A 22,969-nucleotide genomic window follows, 5' to 3' on the forward strand; every position below is an offset into this window, starting at 1 on the left:
GTCAGCCGTCCAGTTGCACCCACAACGGCGGTGCACCGCTGGCCTTCTCGATCGCTGCCAAACGCGCGGCATGCGCGACCATCTCCTCGTCGCTGGCGCGCAGCACGATGGTGCGCTGGCGATCGGCCGGCAGCCGGCGAATCGGGCTCGGCTGCGCTCGGCCACCGTTGCCGCTGTCGGCGCCGTCGCCTGCCAGCGAAAGGTTGGTCTGCCCGCCGGTCATGGTCAGCCAGACGTCGGCGAGAATCTCCGCGTCGAGCAGTGCGCCGTGCAGGTCGCGGCCCGAGTTGTCCACGCCATAGCGCTTGCACAACGCATCCAGGCTGTTGCGCTGGCCCGGATGGCGCTCGCGGGCCATCAGCAGGGTATCCAGCACCGAGCAGTGGTCGGTGATCTCGGCGCGCTCCTGCTGACCGAGCAGGGCGAATTCGTTGTTGATGAACCCGATATCGAACGCCGCGTTATGGATAACCAGCTGCGCGTCCCGAATGAACTCGAAGAACTCATCGGCAACATCACGGAAACGCGGCTTGTCGGCGAGAAACTCGTTGGTGATACCGTGGACGGCGATCGCGCCCTCGTCCACCTCACGGTCCGGCTGCAGGTAGACATGGTAATGCCGTCCGGTCAGGCGCCGGCCGATCACTTCGACGCAGCCGATCTCGATGATCCGGTGACCATCGGTCACCGGCATACCCGTGGTTTCGGTATCCAGCACTACGCTACGCATGTCTTCGCTCGCTTACACAATCGGTTGACGTTTGGCCTGCACCACGCCGCGGTTGGCCAGCAGATCGGCCTGTTCGTTGCCCGGATGGCCGGTATGCCCGCGCACCCACTTCCAGCTGACCTGATGACGATTGACCTGCTCGTCGAGCTGTTGCCAAAGATCCGCGTTCTTTACCGGCTGCTTGCTGGCCGTCTTCCAGCCGCGTTTCTTCCAGTTCGGCAGCCAATCGTTGATGCCCTGCATCACGTACTGGGAATCTGTCACCAGACGCACCTGGCAGGGACGCTTGAGCTCGGCAAGCGCACGAATCGCCGCCATCAGCTCCATGCGATTGTTGGTGGTCTGCGCTTCGCCGCCCCAGAGTTCGCGCTTGACACCTTTATATATCAGTAGCGCACCCCAACCACCGGGGCCCGGATTACCTTTGCAGGCGCCATCCGTATAGATTTCGACCAGCTCGTCGCTCATGAGAAAGTGCTTACCCTGTCAATCGGAATGGCGTGGCACAAGGGCGCCGACGCTCGATTACTCGGCATCCCGGCGGCTGACCTTGGCCACCGGCAGTGGCAACAGCTTGCCCATGCGCTCGCGTCGCTGTTCACGCAACGGGCGCAGGCCGATCATCAGCTTACGTGCCACCAGAACGTAAAATCCGCCATTTGGCGCCTGCAGACGCTGCCCAAGCGACTCCAGGCGCAGCAGACGCGATTGCCACTCGCTCGAAGAAAGCGGCGGACAATAGCACCCGAAACGCCGATTCTCCAGCGCAAATCCGAGCAGGTTGAGCCAGTCCGCGACCCGTGTCGGACGGATGCAGCGCGCCTGCCGCAACGGTTCGCGCGACACCAGACGACGGGCACCCCACAGGCTCCAGGGATTGATACCGACGATCAGCAGATGCCCGCCCGGTCGTACGCTTCGCGCCGCCTCCCGTAGCAAGGCGTGGGGTGACAAACTGAAATCCAGACCATGTTGCAGCAGTACCACGTCGGCCGCGTGCTCACCGATCGGCCAGGCCTGCTCATCGCAGACGATCTCCACACCGGCAAGCGCCGCCCCGAGCCTCACGCTGCGTTTGATCTTCGGCGGCACGACCGAGGCGCCGGAAAACGGACCGTAATGCACGAGATAGCTGCCGAAGCAGCGATTCAATTCATCGCCGAGTACGCGCTGCTCCTGTTCGAGCAGCTGACGCCCCAGCGGACCGGCAAACCAGTCGTTGGCCTCTGCGATCATGCGCAGCCACCGATCGTTTGTCTGGGCACAAGGTTGCGGCTTCATCGTTGGGCTCCTTTGCTCGGTCCTGCCTTCGATGTCACTTTCGCTAGGTTTACGCTCGCCGATGTCCTGTTAGGATGCGCTTTTGTCACTGTCTTGGCGACCCGACCATGCTGAAGATCGAGGCACTGCCCGCGCTCACCGACAACTATATCTGGCTGCTGCAGGATGACACGCAACGCCGCTGCGCCGCGGTCGATCCCGGCGACGCTGCGCCGGTACTGGCATGGCTGGCGGCCAATCCGGACTGGCAACTGACCGACATCCTCGTCACCCATCACCATCATGACCACGTCGGCGGTATTGCCTCGCTGAAGGCGGCCACCAGCGCTCGCGTTCATGGCCCCGCCAACGAACGCATTTCCGGCTGCGATCACGCACTGCAAGACGGCCAGCGAGTCCGAATTCTCGGCCATGAGCTGCTTGTATTGGCGGTTCCGGGCCATACCCTGGGCCATATCGCCTACTACCATCACGATGACGAACAGCCGTGGCTACTGAGTGGTGACACGCTGTTCGCCGCTGGCTGCGGGCGCCTGTTCGAGGGCACGCCACAGCAGATGCACGATTCGTTGCAGCGCCTGGCGGCCTTGCCGGAGCGCACGCTCGTCTACTGCACCCACGAGTACACGCTAAGCAACCTGCGTTTCGCCCTGGCGGTGGAACCGAACAACTGCGAGATCAGCAAACGCTTGCAGGATGTTACCGAGTGCCGCGCGGCAAACCACAGCAGCCTGCCCACGCGAATCGACCTCGAGCTGGCCACCAACCCCTTCCTACGCTGCGGGATAGACGCTGTACGCATGGCCGCGCAGGCACATAGCGAGACCGAACTGAATGCGTCAGCAGAGGTTTTCGCGGCGCTACGCGCCTGGAAAGATCGTTTCTGAACAACCTCGACAGGTTCCCGAAACGCGGCAGCGCGCTTGACCCACCGGAACCCGGTTTCTAGAATCCGGCGAATTTTATTTCCCGGAAAACCTCCAGCCAATGCCGCCAGCGCCCAAAAGACGCTGCGTTCCAGACGCCTTGGCAGCCTCTGGACGCGCCCTCGCCGCCGCCCTCTGCGTGACCCTTGCGGGCTGCCAGAGCAACGCGCCGCAGGATTACTCATCCACTCGTTCGGTGGCGCCGCTCACCATCGAGCAGGATCCCCTGTGGCTGTCGGACAAGTCCGTGGCGCCGGAGCACGAGGACATCTGGGAACGCATTCGCGATGGTTTCATGCTGCAGGAACACCTGGACAGCAATCCGCGCATCGAACAGCAGCGCCTTCTGTTTGCCAGTCGTCCCGGTTCCGTTCAAACGGCCACCGCCCGCGGTGGGCCGTACATTCACTACATCGTCGAACGGCTGGAAGAGCGTGACATGCCGCTGGAGCTGGCGCTGCTACCAGTGATCGAAAGCGCTTACGACCCCTTCGCCTACTCCCCGGCCCACGCGGTAGGCCTGTGGCAGTTCATCCCCTCTACCGGCCGCCATTTCAACCTGCGCCAGACCAATTGGTACGACGGCCGACGCGACATCACTGCCTCGACCAACGCAGCCCTGCGCTACCTGAGCTATCTGCACGGGCTGTTCAACGGTGACTGGCTCCTGGCCCTCGCGGCCTACAACGCAGGCGAAGGAACCGTCAGCCGTGCCATCGAACGCAACCAGAAGCTCGGGCTGCCGACCGACTACTGGAACCTGCCGCTGCCGCGCGAAACGCGTGACTACGTCCCCAAGCTGCTTGCGCTCTCGCAACTGGTCAACGCGCCGGAAGCCTATGGCATCACGCTCAGCCCAATCGCGAACGAGCCCTACTTCGAAGTAGTACCGTTGAAACAGCGTATGGACTTAGCGCAAATCGCGCAGATGGCGGATCTCGATGAAGACGAGCTTTATCAGCTGAATCCGGCATTCACTCGGCGCATCACTCTCGATGGCCCGCAGCAGCTGCTGGTACCGCTGGACAAGGCCGAAATGCTGACTGCCAGCCTGGCGCTGATGAAGCCGCAAGACATGGCCACCTGGCAGCAGTACAGCGTACGCCCGGGCGACACCCTCAGCAGCATTGCCGAGCGTCATCAAATCACTGTCACCACGCTTCGCGACCTCAATCGTCTGCGCAGCAACCGGCTACGCATCGGTCAAGTCCTCAGCATTCCCTCGCGCCTAGGCAGCGAACCGACAGGCGAGTTGCTCCAGGCAGTCGCGCGCCGCACGCCTAGCACACCGCGTAGCTATCGCGTCAAGGCCGGCGACAACCTATGGGATATAGCCAAGGCCCAGCGGGTGTCGGTACGCGATCTGCAGCGCTGGAACAAGCTCTCCGGCAGCAGCCTGAAGGTAGGCCAGGCGCTCTTTCTGCAGGGCCCGGCGCCCGCCAGCGCCACCAAGGCAGCGGCACCGACTTACTACAAGGTGCGCAAGGGAGATTCGCTTTACCAGATCGCCAAACGTTTCAACATCCACGTCAGCAAGCTGAAAACCTGGAATCCCAAGGGGACACAAGTGCTGCGCCCTGGACAGCTGCTCACGCTCTACCTGCCGAACTGATTGCCGGTCAGCTACGCCGCGATAGCGCCGCGAGACAACGTCCGACCAACTGAGTGAAGCGCTGGAACGCCACGAACTGCTCATGCTTGAGCGCGCGCCCCGATATCCGGCAATCGGCGTACAACACACCGATCTCATGGGTTCCCGCCATGAGCGGCGCAATGAAGAACATGCCTTTTCCCAGCCACTGCCGGATCGGTTGCGTCACCAGGTCCTCAAGGTTGTAACTGGCCGGCACACCCATCCAGAGGGATTGCCGCTGACGCAGAGCGTAACTGAAGATGTGCGGCTGCTCGGGCTGTTCGGCAGGAAGCACAAACTCTTCCGCCCACTTCTGAGTACCCACACCGATCGCACCACGCACACGGAAACACGTCTGCCGATCGGCCAGCACAGCGACCATCACCCGCTCCAGCCCGGCACCATGATGAAGTCCGTCGAGCAGCGTTTGCAGAATCAGGCCAACATCGCCACCACGCGTCGCCATCAGCCCCAGATCCTGCAAGGCCTGCTGCATCTTCAGCAGATTCGGTTGCAGCAGACTGGCCTGATGCTGCGACTGCTGCAGCTGAATCTGCTCCGGATCGGTGCTGGGAATCAGTCGACACAGCCTGTCGGCGCCGAACGTCGAGGCGACCTCCACCGCCTCGTCGGCGCTGGCCAGGATCAGTCGTAGCGCGTCCTCTTCGGTCACGCCGGTAAAGGCAGCGTACTCACTGATAAGCCCGCTCATACGTGGCGATCCCCAGCCCTCCAGCGCCGCCTCGCTGATCCTCACGCCGAGCGACACCGAGCGTACCCCGGCATCGCTGCTGCTGGCTGCGCTGTGCGCGAGCGAGATCAGCTCGCCGAGGTTCCAGCTCTTGGTCAGCCCCAGCGTCAGTTGACGGAAACTTGTACCCAGCACCTGCTGTACGGCCTCCTCGGCCTTCACCCCGGGCTGCGCAAGCATTGCCGCCAGTTCGTCAGCCTGCTCGCCGCCGCAGCCCCAGAAAGCCAGCTCGCCGACGTTGAACAACAGCGCCGCGATGAACACTTCTTCCTCGTGGCGCGGGATCACATAGCCGGAAACATTGCGCGCCTGTACCGCTGCATGAAACGAGCGAGCCAGCAACTCCTGCAGCTGGTGCCGCGGCGCCCGGTCGAGCAAGCCGTCAATCAGGCTCACCGACAGGCTGATCAGGCGGACGTTGTCGAAGCCGATCATGACGATCGCCCGAGTGATCGTCTTGATGACCTCCTGCGAAGGGTTGTAATAGCTGCTGTTGCCCACCCGCAGCACCTTCGAGGTGAGCGCCGCGTCGCGCAACAGGACATCGGCCAATTGCTGCACCGAAGCATGCTGCTCTTGGGTCAGCCGCTGCAGGTCCTGGACCACACCGGCCAGCGCCGGCAATTCGGATTGATTCAGGCGTTCGATCCACGCCTGTAACCCCTGACTACGTGCACCCAACGCAGGCCGCCTTGCCGCTGCAGCGGCATATTGAAATAGCTGGCAGTTTGCCCGACTCCATCTGCCTTTTTCCAGCGCAGACAAGCTGTTACTGTACCCGGCCGAGAAGCCCGAAAGCGCCATGGATCGGATTCCCAGCCTGATGCGATGCCTGTTCCCGTTACTCACCTGCCTGGTCTTGAGCTTTCCCGCCCTCGCAACCATCAGCGAAAGCCACGGTTATGCGCAGTTCGGCGTCCTCAAGTACCCTGCAACATTTACCCATTTCGACTGGGTGAATCCCGAAGCGCCCAAGGGCGGTCTCCTCAAGCTGATGGCCTTCGGTACGTTCGACACGCTCAACCCCTATACCTTCAAGGGCACCAGCCCGAGTGCCACTCCGGATTTCCTCGAATATGGCATCAGCGAGCTGAATGAGCCGCTGATGGTTGGCACCGGGTTCTATGACCCGTCCGGAGACGAGCCGGCCTCGAGCTACGGCCTGATCGCCGAATCGATCGAGTACAGCGAAAACCCAAGCTGGGTCGTGTTCAACCTGCGCAAGCAGGCGCGCTTTCACGATGGCCAGCCGATCACCGCCTATGACGTCGCCTTCTCCTATCGGCTGCTGATCCGCGACGGCCATCCGCGCTATCGGACCAACTTGGAGGGCGTCAAGCGAATCGACATCCTCTCGCGCCACCGCATCCGCTTCGTCTTCGAGCAGCCAAATACGCTGCTCATCCAGCGCATCGGCGAGCTGCCGGTACTGCCGCAGCACTACTGGAAGGGTCGCGATTTCAAGGCAACGACCTTCGATCCGCCGCTCGGCAGCGGACCTTATCGGCTGGTCGAAGTGCTACCTGGGCGCAAGCTGGTCTTCGAGCGGGTAAAGGACTGGTGGGGCAAGGACCTGCCGGTCAATCGCGGCAAGTACAACTTCAACCGCGTCGATGTGGAGTTCTACCGCGACAACACGGTGGCGTTCGAAGCGTTCAAGGTCGGCGAGTTCGATTTCTTCATCGAACATCAGGCCAAGAACTGGGCCAACGGGTACCAGTTCCCGGCACTGGCGCGCGGCGAGATCATCCGGGCCGAGATACCTCACCGGATTCCCAGCAACACCCAGGCGCTGTTCATGAATAACCGGCGCCCGGCGTTCGCCGACCAGCGCGTGCGTGAAGCATTGGGCATGCTGTTCGATTTCGAATGGACCAACCGGGCATTGTTCTACTCCGCCTACCAGCGCAGCGAAAGCTACTACCCCAACAGCGAATTCGCCGCGGTCGGCATACCGGAAGGCAGCGAGTGGCTGCAGCTCTCACCATTTCGCGAACAGTTGCCAGCCAGGCTCTTCAGCGAACCATTCCAGCTGCCACGCACGGACGGGCATGGCATCCCGCGCGACACGCTGCGTCAAGCGTTGGCGTTGCTCGCCGAGGCCGGCTGGAAACTCTCCGGCGACTATTTGCTCGATCGTAGCGGGCGACCGCTGAGTTTCGAGATTCTGCTGGTCAACCCGCGCCTGGAGCGGATTTTGCAGCCCTATGTGGCGAATCTCGCGCGCATCGGCATCCAGGCACGTCTGCGCACCGTCGACAGCGCCCAGTACAAGCAGCGTCTGGACCAATACGATTACGACATGATCCTCACGACCCTGGCGCAGAGTCTCAGCCCCGGCATCGAGCAATGGTTGTACTTTCATTCCAGCCAGGTCGACGTGAAAGGCGGGCGCAACTATGCCGGTATCGCCAATCCGGTGGTCGACGCCCTGCTGGAGAAACTCCTTGCTGCCAGCACACGTGACGAGCAGGTGGCGATCAGTCGTGCCATCGATCGCGTCCTGCTGTGGCATCACTACACCATTCCCAACTGGTTCATCAGCAATCATCGCCTGGCCTACCGCAATCGGTTCGCCCACGCCACCACGCCGCCCTACACACTGGGGCTGCGCACCTGGTGGCTGAAGGACCTGGAGACAGCCAAATGATCACTCGTATCCGCCCCCTGCTTCGCAGCGGACTGTTCGGCCTGCTTTGCGTCGCCGCCCTTTGCGACGCCGCGCCACGTCATGCGCTGACGCTCTATGACGAAAAGCCGAAATATCCGGCCGACTTCAGCCACTTCGAGTACGCCAATCCCGATGCGCCCAAGGGCGGCACGCTGCGTCAGGCCGGATTCGGCAGCTTCGACTCGCTCAATCCCTTCATCAACAAGGGTGTCGCTGCCGACGACATCGGTCTGATCTACGACACGCTCACCACCAATAGCCTGGACGAGCCGTTCACCGTCTATGGTCTGCTTGCCGAGAAGATCGAAAAGGGCCCGAACAACAGCTGGGTGCGCTTCCATCTGCGCCCGCAGGCGCGTTTCCACGATGGCCAGCCGGTGACCGCCGAGGACGTGGTATTCACCTTCGAAACCCTGATGAGCCAGGGCGCGCCGCATTATCGCGGCTATTACGCCGATGTGGCGAAGGTAACAGCCGAAAGCCAGCGTCGCGTGCGTTTCGATTTCAAGCATGCCGGCAACCGCGAGCTGCCGATGATCCTTGGCCAGCTGCCGGTGCTGCCCAAGCATTGGTGGGAAAGTCGCGACTTCTCCTCCGGCAGTCTGGAACCGCCGCTGGGTAGCGGACCGTATCGCGTCGAGGAAGTCCAGGCAGGTCGTACCATCCGCTACGCCCGAGTGAAGGACTACTGGGGCAAGGATCTAGCGGTCAATCGCGGCTTCTACAACTTCGACCGCCTGGTCTTCGACTACTACCGCGACAACACCGTGGCCCTGCAGGCATTCAAAGCCGGGCACTTCGACTATTGGCTAGAGACCAGTGCAAAGAACTGGGCCACCGCCTACGACATTGCCGCAGTGCATGACGGCCGGATCATCAAGGAGGAAATTGCCAATCACAACCCGACCGGCATGCAGGGCTTCATCTTCAATATCCGTCGCCCGCTGCTGCAGGACCGCCGGGTTCGTGAGGCGCTGGCATTGCTGTTTGATTTCGAGTGGACCAATCGTCAACTGTTCAATGGCGCCTATACGCGCACCCGTAGCTATTTCGACAATTCCGAACTGGCCTCCAGCGGCCTGCCGGACAAGCAGGAACTGCAACTGCTCGAGCCCCTGCGCGGCAAGATCCCGGACGAAGTGTTCGACCAACCCTTCGACCTGCCGAAGACCGACGCCAACGGCATCATTCGCGAACAGCAACGCCGCGCCTACCGCCTGCTCACCGAGGCTGGCTGGCAGGTGCGGGATGATCGGATGGTCGATGCCGACGGCAAGCCGATGAAGCTGGAATTCCTGCTGGTGCAAGCTGAATTCGAGCGTGTCCTGCTACCGTACAAGCGCAACCTGGCCGATCTGGGGATAGAGCTCGAGATCCGCCGCGTGGATGTTTCGCAGTACATCAATCGGCTGCGCTCGCGCGATTACGACATGATCGTCAGCGGCTTCGGCCAGTCCAACTCGCCCGGCAACGAGCAGCGTGAATACTGGCACTCGGCGAGCGCCGACAACCCCGGCAGCCGCAACTTCATCGGCTTAAAGGACCCGGCCATCGACAGCCTGGTGGAGCAGCTGATCGCCGCCGACTCGCGCCAGGAACTGGTGACCCGCACGCGCGCTCTGGATCGTGTCCTCCTCTGGGGGCACTACGTGGTTCCCAACTGGCATATCAAGACCTGGCGTGTCGCCTACTGGAATCATCTCGCGCATCCTGAGACCACGCCGCGGCAGGATATCGGTCTGATGACCTGGTGGAAGAAACCGGAAGCCTCCGCTCCGGTTGCCAAGCCCGTTGACGAACGCAGCGGAAAATCGGCCGGCGAGACGGAGCACTGAAATGCGGGCCTATATCGTTCGTCGTCTTTTGCTGATCATCCCGACGTTGTTCGGCATCCTGCTGATCAACTTCATCATCATCCAGGCTGCCCCCGGCGGGCCGGTCGAACAGGCAATCGCCAAGCTGGAGGGCTTTGAAGGCGCCACCAGCCGGATCGCCGGTGGCGGCTCGGAGGTTTCCGTAGCGGGCACCAGCTACCGCGGCGCGCAAGGCCTGGATCCCGAACTGGTGGCCGAGATCGAGCGTCTCTACGGCTTCGACAAACCGCCTGCCGAGCGCTTCTGGATCATGCTCAGCAATTATCTGCGGCTCGACTTCGGCGAGAGCTTCTTTCGCGATGCGTCGGTCACTGAGCTGATCGTCGAGAAGATGCCTGTATCGATCTCGCTCGGGCTGTGGAGCACGCTGATCATGTATCTGGCGTCGATTCCTCTTGGTATCGCCAAGGCCACGCGCCACGGCAGCACCTTCGACGTCTGGACCAGCTCGGCGATCATCGTCGGCTACGCGATTCCGGCATTCCTCTTTGCGATCCTGCTGATCGTGCTGTTCGCCGGCGGCAGCTACTGGAACTGGTTTCCGCTCCGGGGACTGACGTCCGGCAACTTCGACGAGCTCAGTCTGGGCGGCAAGATTATCGACTACTTCTGGCATCTGGCTCTGCCGGTGACGGCGCTGGTAATCGGCAACTTTGCCACGCTGACGCTGCTGACCAAGAACAGTTTCCTCGACGAAATCAACAAGCAGTACGTGATCACCGCCCGCGCCAAAGGCCTGAGCAAGAACCGCGTGCTTTACGGCCATGTGTTCCGCAATGCCATGCTGATCATCATCGCCGGCTTCCCGTCGGCGTTCATCGGCATGTTCTTTACCGGCTCACTGCTGATCGAGGTGATCTTCTCTCTGGACGGCCTCGGCCTACTGAGCTTCGAGGCGGCGATCAATCGCGACTATCCGGTGGTGTTCGGCACCCTCTTCCTCTTCACTCTGCTCGGCCTGGTGGTGAAACTGATCGGCGATCTGACCTACACCCTGGTCGATCCGCGCATTGACTTCGAAAGCAGGGAGGCCTGATATGCAGTTGTCTCCTCTCAATCAGCGCCGGCTGGCGCTGTTCAAGGCGCACAAGCGTGGCTGGTGGTCGCTGTGGATCTTCCTCGCGCTGTTCGTGCTCAGCCTGGGTGCGGAGCTGATCGCCAACGACAAGCCGATTGTTGTGCGTTATGACGGCGAATGGTTCTTCCCGGTGTTCAAGCGTTACCCGGAAACGACCTTTGGCGGCGAATTCCCCTTGCAGGCCAACTACAAGAGCCCGTACATCCGCGAGCTCATCGAGGCCGGCGATGGCTGGATGATCTGGCCGCCGATTCCATTCGATTATTCGAGCATCAACTACGATCTGCAGGTTCCGGCACCTGCGCCGCCCTCGCTGCACAACTGGCTGGGCACCGACGATCAGGGCCGAGACGTACTGGCGCGGGTGATCTACGGCTTCCGCATCTCGGTGCTGTTCGCCTTGACGCTGACACTGATCAGCTCGGTCATCGGCGTGATCGCCGGTGCGCTACAGGGTTTCTATGGCGGCTGGGTGGACTTGGTCGGCCAGCGTGTGCTGGAAATCTGGTCGGGCCTGCCGGTTCTTTATTTGCTGATCATCCTCGCGAGTTTCGTGCAGCCGAATTTCTGGTGGTTGCTGGGCATCATGCTGTTGTTCTCCTGGATGAGTCTGGTGGACGTGGTGCGCGCCGAGTTTCTGCGTGGACGCAATCTGGAGTACGTCCGCGCGGCGCGCGCGCTGGGCATGCAGAACGGTGCGATCATGTTCCGCCACATCCTGCCCAACGCCATGGTTTCGACCATGACCTTCATGCCGTTCATCCTCACCGGCGCCATCGGCACTCTGACGGCTCTGGATTTTCTCGGTTTCGGCCTGCCGCCCGGCGCGCCGTCGCTCGGCGAACTGGTCGCCCAGGGTAAATCCAACCTGCAGGCGCCATGGCTAGGTATCAGCGCCTTCGTGGTGCTGGCGCTGATGCTGACGCTGCTGGTGTTCATCGGCGAAGCCGCCCGCGATGCCTTCGATCCGAGGAAATAGGATGACCGAGAATCTGATTGAAGTACGCGAGCTCGCCGTCGAGTTCACCCACGGCAGCCAGGCCCAGCGTGTGGTCGAGGGCGCCAGCTTCGATATCCGCCGGGGCGAGACACTCGCGCTGGTCGGTGAAAGCGGCTCGGGCAAATCGGTCACCGCGCATTCGATTCTGCGCCTGCTGCCCTACCCGCTGGCGCGCCACCCCGCTGGGCAGATTCTCTATGGCGGCGAAGACCTGCTGCAGGCCGACGAGAAGCGTATGCGCGGCATTCGCGGCAATCGCATCGCAATGGTGTTTCAGGAGCCGATGACCTCGCTCAACCCCCTGCACACGGTCGGCACGCAGATCAACGAGGTACTGGAAATCCATAAGGGTCTGCGCGGCAAGGCCGCTACCGCTCGAACCTTGGAGCTGCTCGAGCTGGTAGGCATTCCTGATCCGCGCAAGCGCATCCGTGCCTATCCGCACGAACTTTCCGGCGGGCAGCGGCAGCGCGTGATGATTGCGATGGCGCTGGCCAACGAGCCGGAGCTGCTGATCGCTGACGAGCCGACCACCGCGCTGGACGTCACTGTTCAGCTGAAGATCCTGGAACTGCTGCGCGACCTGCAGAACCGCCTGGGCATGGCCATGCTGCTGATCAGCCACGATCTGAACCTCGTGCGGCGCGTGGCGCATCGCGTATGTGTCATGCAGCGCGGTTGTGTCGTCGAACAGGCATCGTGTGAAGAGCTGTTTCGCTCACCGCAGCACCCCTATACCCGCGAGCTGCTGGCGGCGGAGCCCAGCGGCGGCCCGCTGGCGGTCGAGGCGGCAGAGCCACTGCTGGAAGTCGACGACCTGCGTGTCTGGTTTCCGATAAAAAAGGGCTTACTGCGACGCACCGTGGATCATGTGAAAGCCGTGGATGGCGTCAGTTTCAGCCTGCCGAAAGGACAGACACTGGGCATCGTCGGAGAAAGCGGTTCCGGTAAGTCGACGCTGGGTCTGGCGATCCTCCGTCTGATAGGCAGTCGCGGAGCCGTTCGTTTCCAGCAACGCGATCTGCAGTTGCTTTCGCAGCGTGAAATTCGCCCGCTGCGAAGGCAGATGCAGGTGGTGTTCCAGGATCCGTTCGGCAGTCTGAGTCCACGGATGTCCGTAGGCCAGATCGTCGGCGAAGGATTGCGCATCCACCACATGGGCAGTGCGGCCGAGCAGGAACAGGTGATCATCGATGCGCTGCGGGAAGTAGGCCTGGATCCGGAAACCCGGCATCGCTACCCGCACGAGTTTTCCGGCGGGCAACGGCAACGTATTGCCATTGCCCGGGCTCTGGTATTGAAACCGGCGCTGATATTGCTCGACGAGCCCACCTCGGCGCTCGATCGAACGGTACAGCGCCAGGTAGTTGAGCTCCTGCGCTCGTTGCAGGCCAAGCACAACCTGACCTACCTGTTCATCAGCCATGATCTGGCGGTGGTCAGGGCACTGAGCCACCAAATGATGGTGGTCAAGCAGGGCCAGGTGGTGGAACAAGGTGCGGCCGCCGATATTTTTGCCGCGCCGCAACATCCATATACACAGCAGTTGCTGGAATCCGCCTTCATGGCGCCCGGCGCTGCCGAACAACCAGAAGAGGGACAAGCACATGGGTTTTCTCACCGGTAAGCGCGTACTGATCGTCGGCGTTGCCAGCAAACTGTCGATTGCCTCTGGCATCGCCGCCGCCATGCACCGTGAAGGCGCTGAACTGGCGTTCACTTATCAGAACGACAAGCTCAAGGGTCGCGTCGAGGAGTTCGCCGCCGGCTGGGGCTCCAGCGCCGAGATGTGCTTCCCTTGCGACGTCGCCAACGACGCGGATATTGCCAAGGTGTTCGAGGAGCTGGGCAAGAAGTGGGATGGCCTGGACTGCATCGTCCACTCGGTCGGCTTCGCCCCAGGCGATCAGCTCAATGGCGATTTTACCGAAGTAACCACCCGTGAAGGCTTCAAGATTGCCCACGACATCAGCGCCTACAGTTTCGTGGCACTGGCCAAGGCCGGTCGCGAAATGATGAAGGGTCGCAACGGCAGCCTGCTGACCCTCTCCTACCTGGGTGCCGAGCGCACCATGCCCAACTACAACGTGATGGGCATGGCCAAGGCCTCGCTGGAGGCCGGCGTGCGCTACCTGGCCGGCAGCCTCGGCCCGGAAGGCACCCGTGTGAACTGCATCTCCGCTGGCCCGATCCGCACCCTGGCCGCTTCCGGCATCGCCAGCTTCCGCAAGATGCTCGCTGCCAACGAGAAGCAGACCCCGCTGCGTCGCAACGTGACCATCGAGGAAGTCGGCAACGCCGGCGCCTTCCTCTGCTCGGATCTGGCCTCGGGTATTAGCGGCGAGATTCTCTATGTCGACGGCGGTTTCAACACCACCGCAATGGGCGCTCTGGAAGACTGATCGCTTCGCGAGATACAAAAAACCCGCGTTAAACGCGGGTTTTTTGTATCTGCAGATCGTGCGTCAGTAGCGTTCGATTTCTGCCTGTTCCTGCAGCTTCTGGCGATAGGCGGCAAAGTCCTGCTGGCCAACCCGCGAGGCCAGGAAGCGCCGATAGTTATCGCGCTCCGCATCGGAAAGCGCCTGCTCCGGCTCATTCACACCATTGAGTCGCAGCACCACAAAGTCACCATTGGCCAATGACATTCCGGAATAGGTCGGCTGATCCTTGGCGGCAGGTTTGGGCATACGAAAAACAGCCTGCAACACGGCCGGCTGCACGCCTTCCTGATTACGGGTGGCAGCCTCGACGACCTGCCACTGCCGCTCAACAACCTGACCGTCGCGCAGCTTCGTCAGCAACTCCTCGCCTTCGCTACGTGCTTTCTCGGCAGCTTTGCTACGTTGCAGCTGCTGCACGATCGTGTCACGCACCTGATCTAGCTCTAGTGCCTTTGCTTCGAGGTGCTGCTTGACCCGCACGACGACCGTGGTGTTCGGGTCCAGCTCGATCACCGAGCTATTCGCACCATCGACCAGTACTTCGTCGCTGAATGCAGCTTGAATCACCTGCCTGTTGGCAGCAATACCTTCTCCACCTTCACGCGGAAACGCCGGCGTGGTTTGTACAGTGAGGCCTAGTTCCTGCGCTGGCTGCGCCAAGTCAGAAGCTTCGAATGCCGAATCTTCCAGCTGTTTGCTCGCCTCGACGAATCGCTGCTCGACCTGCTGCGCCTTGAGCTCGCGCACCAGCTCCGGCTTCATGCTGTCGAAACTCGGAATTTCCGGCGATTGAACGCCGAGCAGCTTGATCAGGTGCCAACCGAACTCGGTTTGCACGGGCTCGGACACCTGGCCCTCCTGCAGCGCATACAGAGCATCTTCGAAAGCCGGGTCATACACGTCGCGACCGGCAAAACCGAGATCGCCGCCCTCGCTGGCCGATCCCGGATCTTGTGAAAACTCCTTGGCCAGCGCAGCGAAGTCCTCTCCGGCCTGCAGGCGCTTGGAAATGTCCTCAAGCGTGCTCTTGGCCTTGGGATCGTTACCTTCGATCAAGATGTGCGCGGCCCGGCGTTGCTCTGACAGGTTAGCAATCTGCTTCTGGTAGAGCTCCTGCAGCGCCTCGTCAGATACCTCTACCTGATCGAAAAACGCTTCTTTATTCAGCTCGACATACTCGAGAACAACCTGCTCGGGCGAACGAAAACGCTCAGCGTTCTCCTTGTAGAATTTGCGAACTTCATCGTCGGTGGGCGTGACTGCGCTTGAGTCCGCAGATACGACTAGGCTGGAGAAATCGCGCGTTTGCATTTCCAAGCGGGCGAAATTGTCGACCTGCTGCTCGGTCACGAACCCCGTACCGGAAATGCCGGCACGTAGTTGACCGATCAGCATCTCCTGTTTGAGCAGATCGCGGAACTGCAGGCGCGAATAGCCCATCTGCTGGATCACCTGATCGAAGCGTGCAGCATTGAAGACGCCGTCAACCTGAAACTCTGGCGTCTGCAGAATCAGCTGATCCAGCGCCTGGGTCGAAAAGTCGAAGCCGTTTTGCTGCGCGCCCTGAAGCAGCAACGTGCGCTCGATCAACGAGCTCAGGGCTGCATCACGAAGCAGCTTATCGTCCAGCAGCGAGGCATCAAAATCGCCGCCAAGCTGCTGAGCCAGCTGACGACGCTGCATGTTCACTGCCTGATCCAGATCGTAGCGAGAAATCTTCTCGCCATTGACCTCGGCCGCACTGTTGTCATTGCCTACGGTATTGAATATCGCGTCGAAGCCAGTCAGTGCCAAAAGCACGACGATGACTCCGATGATGGTTTTGGCAATCCAGCCTTGTGAATTGTCCCTGATGTTCTGAAGCATGCGTCCCCCAAGGAGTCTGCGGCGCGATGGGTTGCGCAGCACGCGGGTCGAACTGGATAAAAGAAAGGCGCATCCAGGGATGCGCCTTCTCGGAGTTTTGCGGCAGCTGGGAATCGATCCCCAGCGCTTGACCCACAGATTGTAACTGTCGGCAACCGCCTCGCCAGCGTGACATGTGTCAGCCGCCAGCCGGATAGAAAAGACGCTTAGTTGACGGCGTCCTTCAGAGCCTTGCCGGCCTTGAAGCCCGGGATCTTTGCGGCAGCGATGTTGATCGGCTTACCAGTCTGCGGGTTACGGCCAGTGCGTGCAGCGCGCTCCTTGACAGCAAAGGTTCCGAAACCAACCAGTACGACGGAATCACCAGCCTTCAGGGCACCGGTGACAGATTCGATCACTGCATCCAGCGCGCGGCCAGCAACAGCTTTAGGAATATCAGCAGATGCAGCGATAGCATCGATCAGTTCCGACTTGTTCACTCTAAGTCCCCTTATTTCTGTTGAGTCGTATCTTTAATTTTCGGGTGTAAGCAAAGCGGTGCTGGAACGGCACTGACATAAAGGGCCGTTTTATAACAAGGGCCCTGAAAATATGTCAAGAAAGCCTCCCCGGCTAATGCGTGCTGATTCGCTCCTTGGAATCAGACTCGCGCGTATCGTCCTTTGCAACAATCTCGGGAGCCGCATCAGGCAAGGGCTCCGGCGCGTATTGCAGCGCAATTTGCAGGACCTCGTCAATCCACTTGACCGGTTTAATCTGTAGGTCCTGCTTAATATTTTCAGGAATCTCTTTCAGATCACGCTGATTTTCTTCCGGGATGATTACCGTCTTGATCCCGCCGCGATGAGCAGCAAGTAGCTTTTCCTTTAAGCCACCGATGGCGAGCACTTGTCCACGGAGGGTGATTTCACCGGTCATTGCGACATCCGCACGCACCGGAATCTGCGTCAGCGCCGAAACCAAAGCCGTGCACATGCCAATACCTGCGCTGGGACCGTCCTTCGGAGTTGCGCCTTCGGGGACGTGAATGTGAATGTCCTGCTTCTCGTGGAAATCCGGAGCAATACCCATCGCCCGCGCACGGCTGCGTACCACGGTCAAAGCCGCCGTGATCGATTCACCCATCACCTCGCCGAGCGAGCCGGTCTTGGTGAGCCGGCCCTTGCCCTGCACAACCGCCGCTTCGATAGTCAGCAGCTCGCCACCGACCTGGGTCCAGGCCAACCCCGTGACCTGGCCGACCTGATCCTGCAGCTCTGCCAGTCCGTAGCGAAACTTACGAACCCCTAGAAAATGCTCAAGCGAATCAGCCGTCACGTCGACATGGAAACTCTTTTGCGTTGCATGCTCCTTGACCACCTTACGGCACACCTTGGCCAGCTGTCGCTCTAGGCTACGCACGCCCGCTTCCCGGGTGTAGTAGCGGATGATGTCGCGAATCGCTGATTCATCAATGCTGAGCTCACCCTTCTTCAACCCGTTCGCCTGGATCTGCTTAGGCGCCAGGTAGCGGGTAGCGATGTTGATCTTCTCGTCTTCGGTGTAACCCGGCAGACGGATCACCTCCATACGGTCGAGCAGCGGCGCAGGGATGTTCATTGAGTTGGCCGTACAGATGAACATCACATCCGAAAGATCGTAATCCACCTCAAGATAATGATCGTTGAAATTGTGGTTCTGCTCGGGATCGAGAACCTCCAGCAATGCCGAGGCCGGATCGCCACGCATATCGCTGGCCATCTTGTCGATTTCATCGAGCAGGAACAGCGGGTTACGTACACCAACCTTGGTCATTTTCTGGATCAGGCGCCCCGGCATCGAGCCAATATAGGTGCGTCGATGCCCACGAATCTCCGCCTCGTCACGAACGCCGCCGAGGGCCATGCGAACGAACTTGCGGTTGGTTGAGCGTGCAATGGACTCCGCCAGCGAGGTCTTGCCGACGCCCGGCGGCCCAACGAGACACAGGACCGGCCCCTTGAGCTTCTTGACCCGTTTTTGCACGGCGAGATACTCAAGAATACGATCCTTGACCTCATCCAAACCGTAATGGTCGGCATCCAGAACCTCTTCAGCCTTAGCCAGATCCAAGCGCACCTTGCTGGCCGCCTTCCAAGGCACATTTACCAGCCAGTCGATATAGGTGCGCACAACCGTGGCTTCGGCCGACATCGGTGACATCTGCTTGAGCTTGTTCAATTCCGCCTGGGCCTTGGCGTAGGCATCTTTGCTCAGACCAGCGTTCTCGATGCGCTTTTTCAGATCATCGATCTCGTTATGCCCTTCATCGATGTCGCCGAGCTCTTTCTGAATAGCTTTCATCTGCTCGTTCAGATAGTACTCGCGCTGGCTGCGCTCCATCTGCTTCTTCACGCGACCACGAATACGTTTTTCCACCTGCAAAAGGTCGATTTCGGCATCCAGCAGCGCAAGCACGTGCTCGACGCGAGCCGCAAGGTCCGTGATCTCCAGAATTGCCTGTTTCTGCTCGATCTTCAGCGCCATATGAGCCGCCATGGTATCCACCAGGCGCGCCGGATCATCGATGCCGGCCAGAGATGTCAGCACCTCTGCCGGCACCTTCTTGCCCATCTGCACGTACTGCTCGAACTGACTAAGCAGACTGCGGATAAAAACCTCCGCCTCACGAGCATCCGCCTCGCTCTCGTCGATCAGCCGAACCTCGACGCGGCAATGCTCATCCACGTCAAAGAAACGTTCGATGACGCCACGCTGCTCACCTTCCACCAGAACCTTCACCGTTCCATCGGGTAGCTTCAGGAGCTGCAGCACGGTCGCGATCGTACCGACCCGGTACAGCGCTTCTTCGGCTGGATCATCGTCGGCAGGGTTTTTCTGTGCGACGAGCAGAATCTGCTTATCACCAGCCATAGCCGATTCGAGCGCTTCAATAGATTTTTCACGGCCAACGAAGAGCGGGATCACCATGTGCGGGTAAACCACGACGTCGCGCAGCGGCAAAAGGGGCAATTCGGTGGTTGTCTTCATAAATTCTGCTCTACGACGGCCATACGGCGAAAACGGGCGGGTTGCCTAGCAACAAGATGGGGGCATACCGGAGGAAAAACAAGCTGCCCAAAATGCGAAGGGGCCCGCAGGCCCCTTGTTCATCATGCGTCAGGTGCAGCCTTTGCTGGCGGCTCATTGTTCTCGTAGATCAACAACGGTTTGGACGCACCTTCGATCACGCTCTCATCGATGACGACCTTGCTAACGTCCTTCTGCGAAGGAATTTCATACATGGTGTCCAGCAATACACCTTCCAGAATCGAGCGCAAACCGCGTGCACCGGTCTTCCGCTCAAGCGCACGACTGGCGATCGCCTTGAGCGCGTCCGGACGGAACTCCAGATCAACGCCCTCCAGCTCGAATAGCTTGGCGTACTGCTTGGTCAGCGCATTCTTGGGCTCGGTGAGAATCTGAATCAGCGCTGGCTCATCGAGTTCATCGAGCGTAGCGATCACAGGCAAGCGCCCTACAAACTCGGGAATCAGACCGAACTTGACCAAATCGTCCGGCTCGACCGAACGCAGAGCCTCGCCAATCTTCTTGCCCGGATCCTTGCTGCGCACCTCGGCACTAAAGCCGATGCCGCCTCGCGTCGATCGCGCTTGAATGACTTTCTCCAGACCGGCAAACGCTCCACCACAGATGAACAGGATGTTGCGCGTATCCACTTGCAGGAACTCCTGCTGCGGATGCTTGCGTCCACCCTGAGGCGGAACGGAGGCAACGGTGCCTTCGATCAGCTTGAGCAGCGCCTGCTGCACGCCTTCGCCCGAAACGTCACGCGTGATGGAGGGGTTGTCGGATTTGCGAGAAATCTTGTCGATCTCGTCGATATAGACGATGCCCATTTGGGCCTTTTCGACGTCGTAATCACACTTCTGCAGCAATTTTTGAATAATGTTCTCGACATCTTCGCCCACGTACCCCGCTTCAGTCAGGGTTGTGGCATCGGCAATGGTGAACGGGACGTTCAGCAACCGAGCCAGGGTCTCGGCCAGCAGCGTCTTGCCCGAGCCCGTCGGCCCGATCAGCAGAATGTTGCTCTTGCCCAGTTCGACTTCTTCTTTTTTGTCGCGCTGATTGAGGCGTTTGTAGTGATTGTAAACCGCTACCGCCAGGATCTTCTTCGCGCGCTCCTGGCCAATAACGTACTGGTCAAGAATGCCGCTGATTTCCTTGGGCGCAGGCAGCTTGTGCGCGCTGCTTTCCGCCTGGGCTTCCTGCACCTCCTCGCGGATGATGTCATTGCACAGGTCGACGCACTCGTCGCAGATGAAAACGGAGGGACCAGCGATCAACTTGCGCACTTCGTGCTGGCTTTTGCCACAGAAGGAGCAATAGAGCAGTTTGCCGGAATCCTCGCCGTTGCGGGTGTCAGTCATTCGAACAATCCAATCGGGAAGGCTTGAAACACAAGATGAAGGCAATCGTGGGCTTTTTCAAGCCCACGGAGCAGCCGCATATCGCGGGCTGTGGAGATCAGACAGCCAGCTGGCGCTGCGTCAGAACCTGGTCGATCAGCCCGTACTTAACGGCCTCATCACCACTCATGAAGTTGTCGCGGTCGGTATCTCGGGCAATGACATCCATCGGCTGACCGGTGTGGTGCGCAAGCACCTTGTTCAGCCGCTCGCGGATGGTGAGGATCTCGCGGGCGTGAATCTCGATGTCAGATGCCTGCCCCTGAAAACCGCCCAACGGCTGGTGGATCATCATCCGTGAATGCGGCAGGCAGTAACGCTTGCCGGCAGCACCGCCAGTCAACAGCAGAGCGCCCATGGAACAGGCCTGCCCGATGCAAATCGTTGAAACATCCGGTTTGATGAACTGCATGGTGTCGTAGATCGACATGCCTGCGGTGACCGAACCGCCCGGCGAGTTGATATAGAGGTGGATGTCCTTTTCGGGATTTTCTGCCTCGAGGAACAACAACTGGGCCACGATCAGGTTCGCCATGTAGTCCTCGACTTGGCCAACCATGAAGATCACCCGCTCCTTCAGGAGGCGAGAGTAGATGTCATAAGCCCGCTCGCCGCGTGCGGACTGTTCGATCACCATCGGGACCAGACCGCCAGCGGCCTGAATGTCCGGAACTTGCATAAAAGGATTGCGGGACATGTTCCAACGATACTCCCTTGTCATGCCTCAAAGACACAAGCCAGCACGAGGGCTGGCTTGTGTCTGTGCACTCGAACGTTTTGAAGATCAGGCTGCTTGCGGAGCTTCCGCAGGCTTGATGGCTTCTTCGTAAGAGACCGATTTGTCGGTCACTTTCGCCTGCTGCAGAACAGTATCTACAACTTGTTCTTCGAGCACAACCGAACGGACTTCGTTCAGTTGCTCGTTGTTCTTGTAGTACCACGCAACGACCTGCTCAGGCTCTTGGTAGGCCGACGCCATTTCCTCGATGAGTTCGCGAACGCGCGCCTCGTCGGGCTTCAGCTCTTTCTGCTTGACGACTTCAGCGACGATCAGACCCAGAACAACGCGGCGCTTGGCCTGCTCCTGGAACAGCTCTGCCGGCAGCTGGTCAGGCTTGATGTTGCCACCGAACTGCTGGACCGCCTGCACACGCAGACGATTGACTTCGTTGTCGATCAGCGCCTTCGGAACCTCGATCGGATTGCCGGCAACCAAACCTTCCATTACCTGGTTCTTCACCTTGGTCTTGATGGCCTGGCGCAGTTCGCGCTCCATGTTTTTCTTCACTTCCGCGCGGAAGCCTTCTACTCCACCTTCCTGCACACCGAACTGGGCGAAGAATTCATCGTTCAGCTCCGGCAGCTGCGGTGCCGCAACGCTGTTCACGGTAACGGTGAACTCCGCGGTCTTGCCGGCCAGATCAAGGTTCTGGTAATCCTCGGGGAAGGTCGGATTGATCACGCGCTCTTCACCTGCTTTGGCGCCGATCAGAGCGTCCTCGAATCCGGGGATCATACGACCTGAACCCAGGACCAGTTGGGTGCCCTTGGCTGAACCACCAGCAAAGGCCTCGCCATCGATCTTGCCTACGAAATCAATGTTCAGCTGGTCGCCGTTCTCAGCCGCACGATCGACATTTTCGAAACGAGTGTTCTGCTTGCGCAGGATTTCCAGCATGTTGTCGACGTCGCTGTCGGCCACTTCGGCTTGCAGACGCTCGACTTCGATAGCGTCGAAGCCGCCGACTTCAAATTCCGGGAACACTTCGAACGTAGCGACGTACTCGAGATCCTTGCCCTTTTCGAACACCTTCGGCTCGACGGACGGAGCGCCCGCCGGGTTCAGCTTCTCGGCGACAATGGCTTCATAGAAGGTCGACTGGATCAGATCACCCAATGCTTCCTGGCGAGCGGCTTCCTCGTAGCGCTGACGAATAACGCTCATCGGCACCTTGCCGGGACGGAAACCGGGGATCTTGGCACGACTGGCGGTCTGTTGCAGACGCTTGTTGACTTCGGTCTCGATGCGCTCGACCGGCACGCCAATGGTCATGCGGCGCTCAAGAGCGGAGGTGCTTTCAACAGAAACTTGCATGGATTTTCCTCGTTGCACAGACATAAGCCGGGCGTTCCGGCCCCAGAATGGGCAAGCATTCTAGTGGCTCGATAAAGAGAAGTCACCCCGTCGTGGGGCAGAGGCCGCGGCGCTCTACCGCACGATTGGATACGGCAAAGCGCCGGACTGGCGGCGACGCGGGCTATTA

At 60.2% G+C, this 22,969-nt stretch carries 18 protein-coding genes; 8 read left to right on the plus strand and 10 right to left on the minus strand.

Features of this window, described 5'->3' with window-relative positions:
- Position 1: 1 nt before the first annotated feature.
- Genes dnaQ through U8L64_RS19795 form a run of 3 tightly spaced genes read right to left on the minus strand, consistent with a single transcriptional unit; the run spans position 2 to position 2,011 of the window.
- Positions 2-730: a DNA polymerase III subunit epsilon gene (gene dnaQ / locus U8L64_RS19785; protein ID WP_333398750.1), complete on the minus strand. Its 729-nt coding sequence runs from the start codon at positions 728-730 to the stop codon at positions 2-4.
- A 12-nt stretch (positions 731-742) separates the two neighbouring features.
- Positions 743-1,198 (minus strand): ribonuclease HI, encoded by a 456-nt coding sequence (gene rnhA, locus U8L64_RS19790; RefSeq protein ID WP_043295639.1) that lies wholly within the window; start codon positions 1,196-1,198, stop codon positions 743-745.
- 57 nt (positions 1,199-1,255) lie between these two features.
- Complete coding sequence (locus U8L64_RS19795; RefSeq protein ID WP_077683402.1) at positions 1,256-2,011, minus strand: class I SAM-dependent methyltransferase; 756 nt, start codon at positions 2,009-2,011, stop codon at positions 1,256-1,258.
- A 107-nt stretch (positions 2,012-2,118) separates the two neighbouring features.
- Here U8L64_RS19795 and gloB point away from each other — a divergent pair, with 107 nt between their 5' ends.
- On the plus strand, positions 2,119-2,898 hold the full coding sequence (gene gloB, locus U8L64_RS19800) for a hydroxyacylglutathione hydrolase (protein WP_333398754.1): 780 nt from the start codon (positions 2,119-2,121) through the stop codon (positions 2,896-2,898).
- Between the two features lie 100 nt (positions 2,899-2,998).
- Positions 2,999-4,549: a lytic transglycosylase gene (locus U8L64_RS19805; protein ID WP_333398756.1), complete on the plus strand. Its 1,551-nt coding sequence runs from the start codon at positions 2,999-3,001 to the stop codon at positions 4,547-4,549.
- A 7-nt stretch (positions 4,550-4,556) separates the two neighbouring features.
- Here the strand turns inward: U8L64_RS19805 and U8L64_RS19810 are convergent, their stop codons facing one another.
- Positions 4,557-6,002 carry an HDOD domain-containing protein gene (locus tag U8L64_RS19810; RefSeq protein ID WP_333398839.1) on the minus strand — a complete coding sequence of 482 codons (1,446 nt, stop codon included), beginning with the start codon at positions 6,000-6,002 and terminating at the stop codon, positions 4,557-4,559.
- A gap of 142 nt (positions 6,003-6,144) precedes the next feature.
- Between U8L64_RS19810 and U8L64_RS19815 the strand changes: the two genes are divergently transcribed.
- From U8L64_RS19815 to fabI, 6 genes are read left to right on the plus strand one after another with little or no spacing between them, the layout of a single operon-like run.
- Positions 6,145-7,971, plus strand: a complete 1,827-nt coding sequence (locus tag U8L64_RS19815) for an extracellular solute-binding protein (RefSeq protein WP_333398841.1) — start codon at positions 6,145-6,147, stop codon at positions 7,969-7,971.
- A complete protein-coding gene (locus U8L64_RS19820; protein ID WP_156714653.1) occupies positions 7,968-9,827 on the plus strand; it encodes an extracellular solute-binding protein in 1,860 nt (619 codons plus the stop codon). Before U8L64_RS19815 ends, U8L64_RS19820 begins: the two co-directional genes overlap by 4 nt.
- Position 9,828: 1 nt before the next feature.
- Positions 9,829-10,902, plus strand: coding sequence for a microcin C ABC transporter permease YejB (locus U8L64_RS19825; RefSeq protein ID WP_333398760.1), 1,074 nt, complete (start codon positions 9,829-9,831; stop codon positions 10,900-10,902).
- Position 10,903: 1 nt separating this feature from the next.
- Complete coding sequence (locus U8L64_RS19830) at positions 10,904-11,923, plus strand: ABC transporter permease (protein WP_043295650.1); 1,020 nt, start codon at positions 10,904-10,906, stop codon at positions 11,921-11,923.
- Between the two features lies 1 nt (position 11,924).
- Positions 11,925-13,571: an ABC transporter ATP-binding protein gene (locus tag U8L64_RS19835; protein WP_333398763.1), complete on the plus strand. Its 1,647-nt coding sequence runs from the start codon at positions 11,925-11,927 to the stop codon at positions 13,569-13,571.
- Positions 13,552-14,346: an enoyl-ACP reductase FabI gene (gene fabI / locus U8L64_RS19840; protein WP_043295652.1), complete on the plus strand. Its 795-nt coding sequence runs from the start codon at positions 13,552-13,554 to the stop codon at positions 14,344-14,346. The genes U8L64_RS19835 and fabI overlap by 20 nt, the downstream gene beginning before the upstream one ends.
- A gap of 63 nt (positions 14,347-14,409) precedes the next feature.
- Here the strand turns inward: fabI and U8L64_RS19845 are convergent, their stop codons facing one another.
- The 6 genes from U8L64_RS19845 to tig form a co-directional block, all read right to left on the minus strand.
- Complete coding sequence (locus tag U8L64_RS19845) at positions 14,410-16,254, minus strand: SurA N-terminal domain-containing protein (protein ID WP_333398766.1); 1,845 nt, start codon at positions 16,252-16,254, stop codon at positions 14,410-14,412.
- Between the two features lie 206 nt (positions 16,255-16,460).
- Positions 16,461-16,733 (minus strand): nucleoid-associated protein HU-beta, encoded by a 273-nt coding sequence (gene hupB, locus U8L64_RS19850; RefSeq protein WP_003282502.1) that lies wholly within the window; start codon positions 16,731-16,733, stop codon positions 16,461-16,463.
- Between the two features lie 133 nt (positions 16,734-16,866).
- Entirely contained in the window at positions 16,867-19,263 is a 2,397-nt protein-coding gene (lon, locus tag U8L64_RS19855; protein ID WP_333398783.1) for an endopeptidase La, read from the minus strand.
- A gap of 122 nt (positions 19,264-19,385) precedes the next feature.
- The gene (clpX, locus tag U8L64_RS19860; protein WP_008567895.1) at positions 19,386-20,666 is read right to left on the minus strand and encodes an ATP-dependent Clp protease ATP-binding subunit ClpX; all 1,281 of its coding nucleotides are present in this window, start codon (positions 20,664-20,666) and stop codon (positions 19,386-19,388) included.
- 97 nt (positions 20,667-20,763) lie between these two features.
- Positions 20,764-21,402: an ATP-dependent Clp endopeptidase proteolytic subunit ClpP gene (gene clpP / locus U8L64_RS19865; protein WP_037019733.1), complete on the minus strand. Its 639-nt coding sequence runs from the start codon at positions 21,400-21,402 to the stop codon at positions 20,764-20,766.
- An 87-nt stretch (positions 21,403-21,489) separates the two neighbouring features.
- The gene (gene tig, locus U8L64_RS19870) at positions 21,490-22,800 is read right to left on the minus strand and encodes a trigger factor (RefSeq protein WP_054093077.1); all 1,311 of its coding nucleotides are present in this window, start codon (positions 22,798-22,800) and stop codon (positions 21,490-21,492) included.
- Between the last annotated feature and the right edge of the window lie 169 nt (positions 22,801-22,969).

The sequence above is a fragment of the Pseudomonas sp. FIP_A4 genome, assembly GCF_036701605.1.
GTDB lineage: Bacteria > Pseudomonadota > Gammaproteobacteria > Pseudomonadales > Pseudomonadaceae > Stutzerimonas > Stutzerimonas phenolilytica.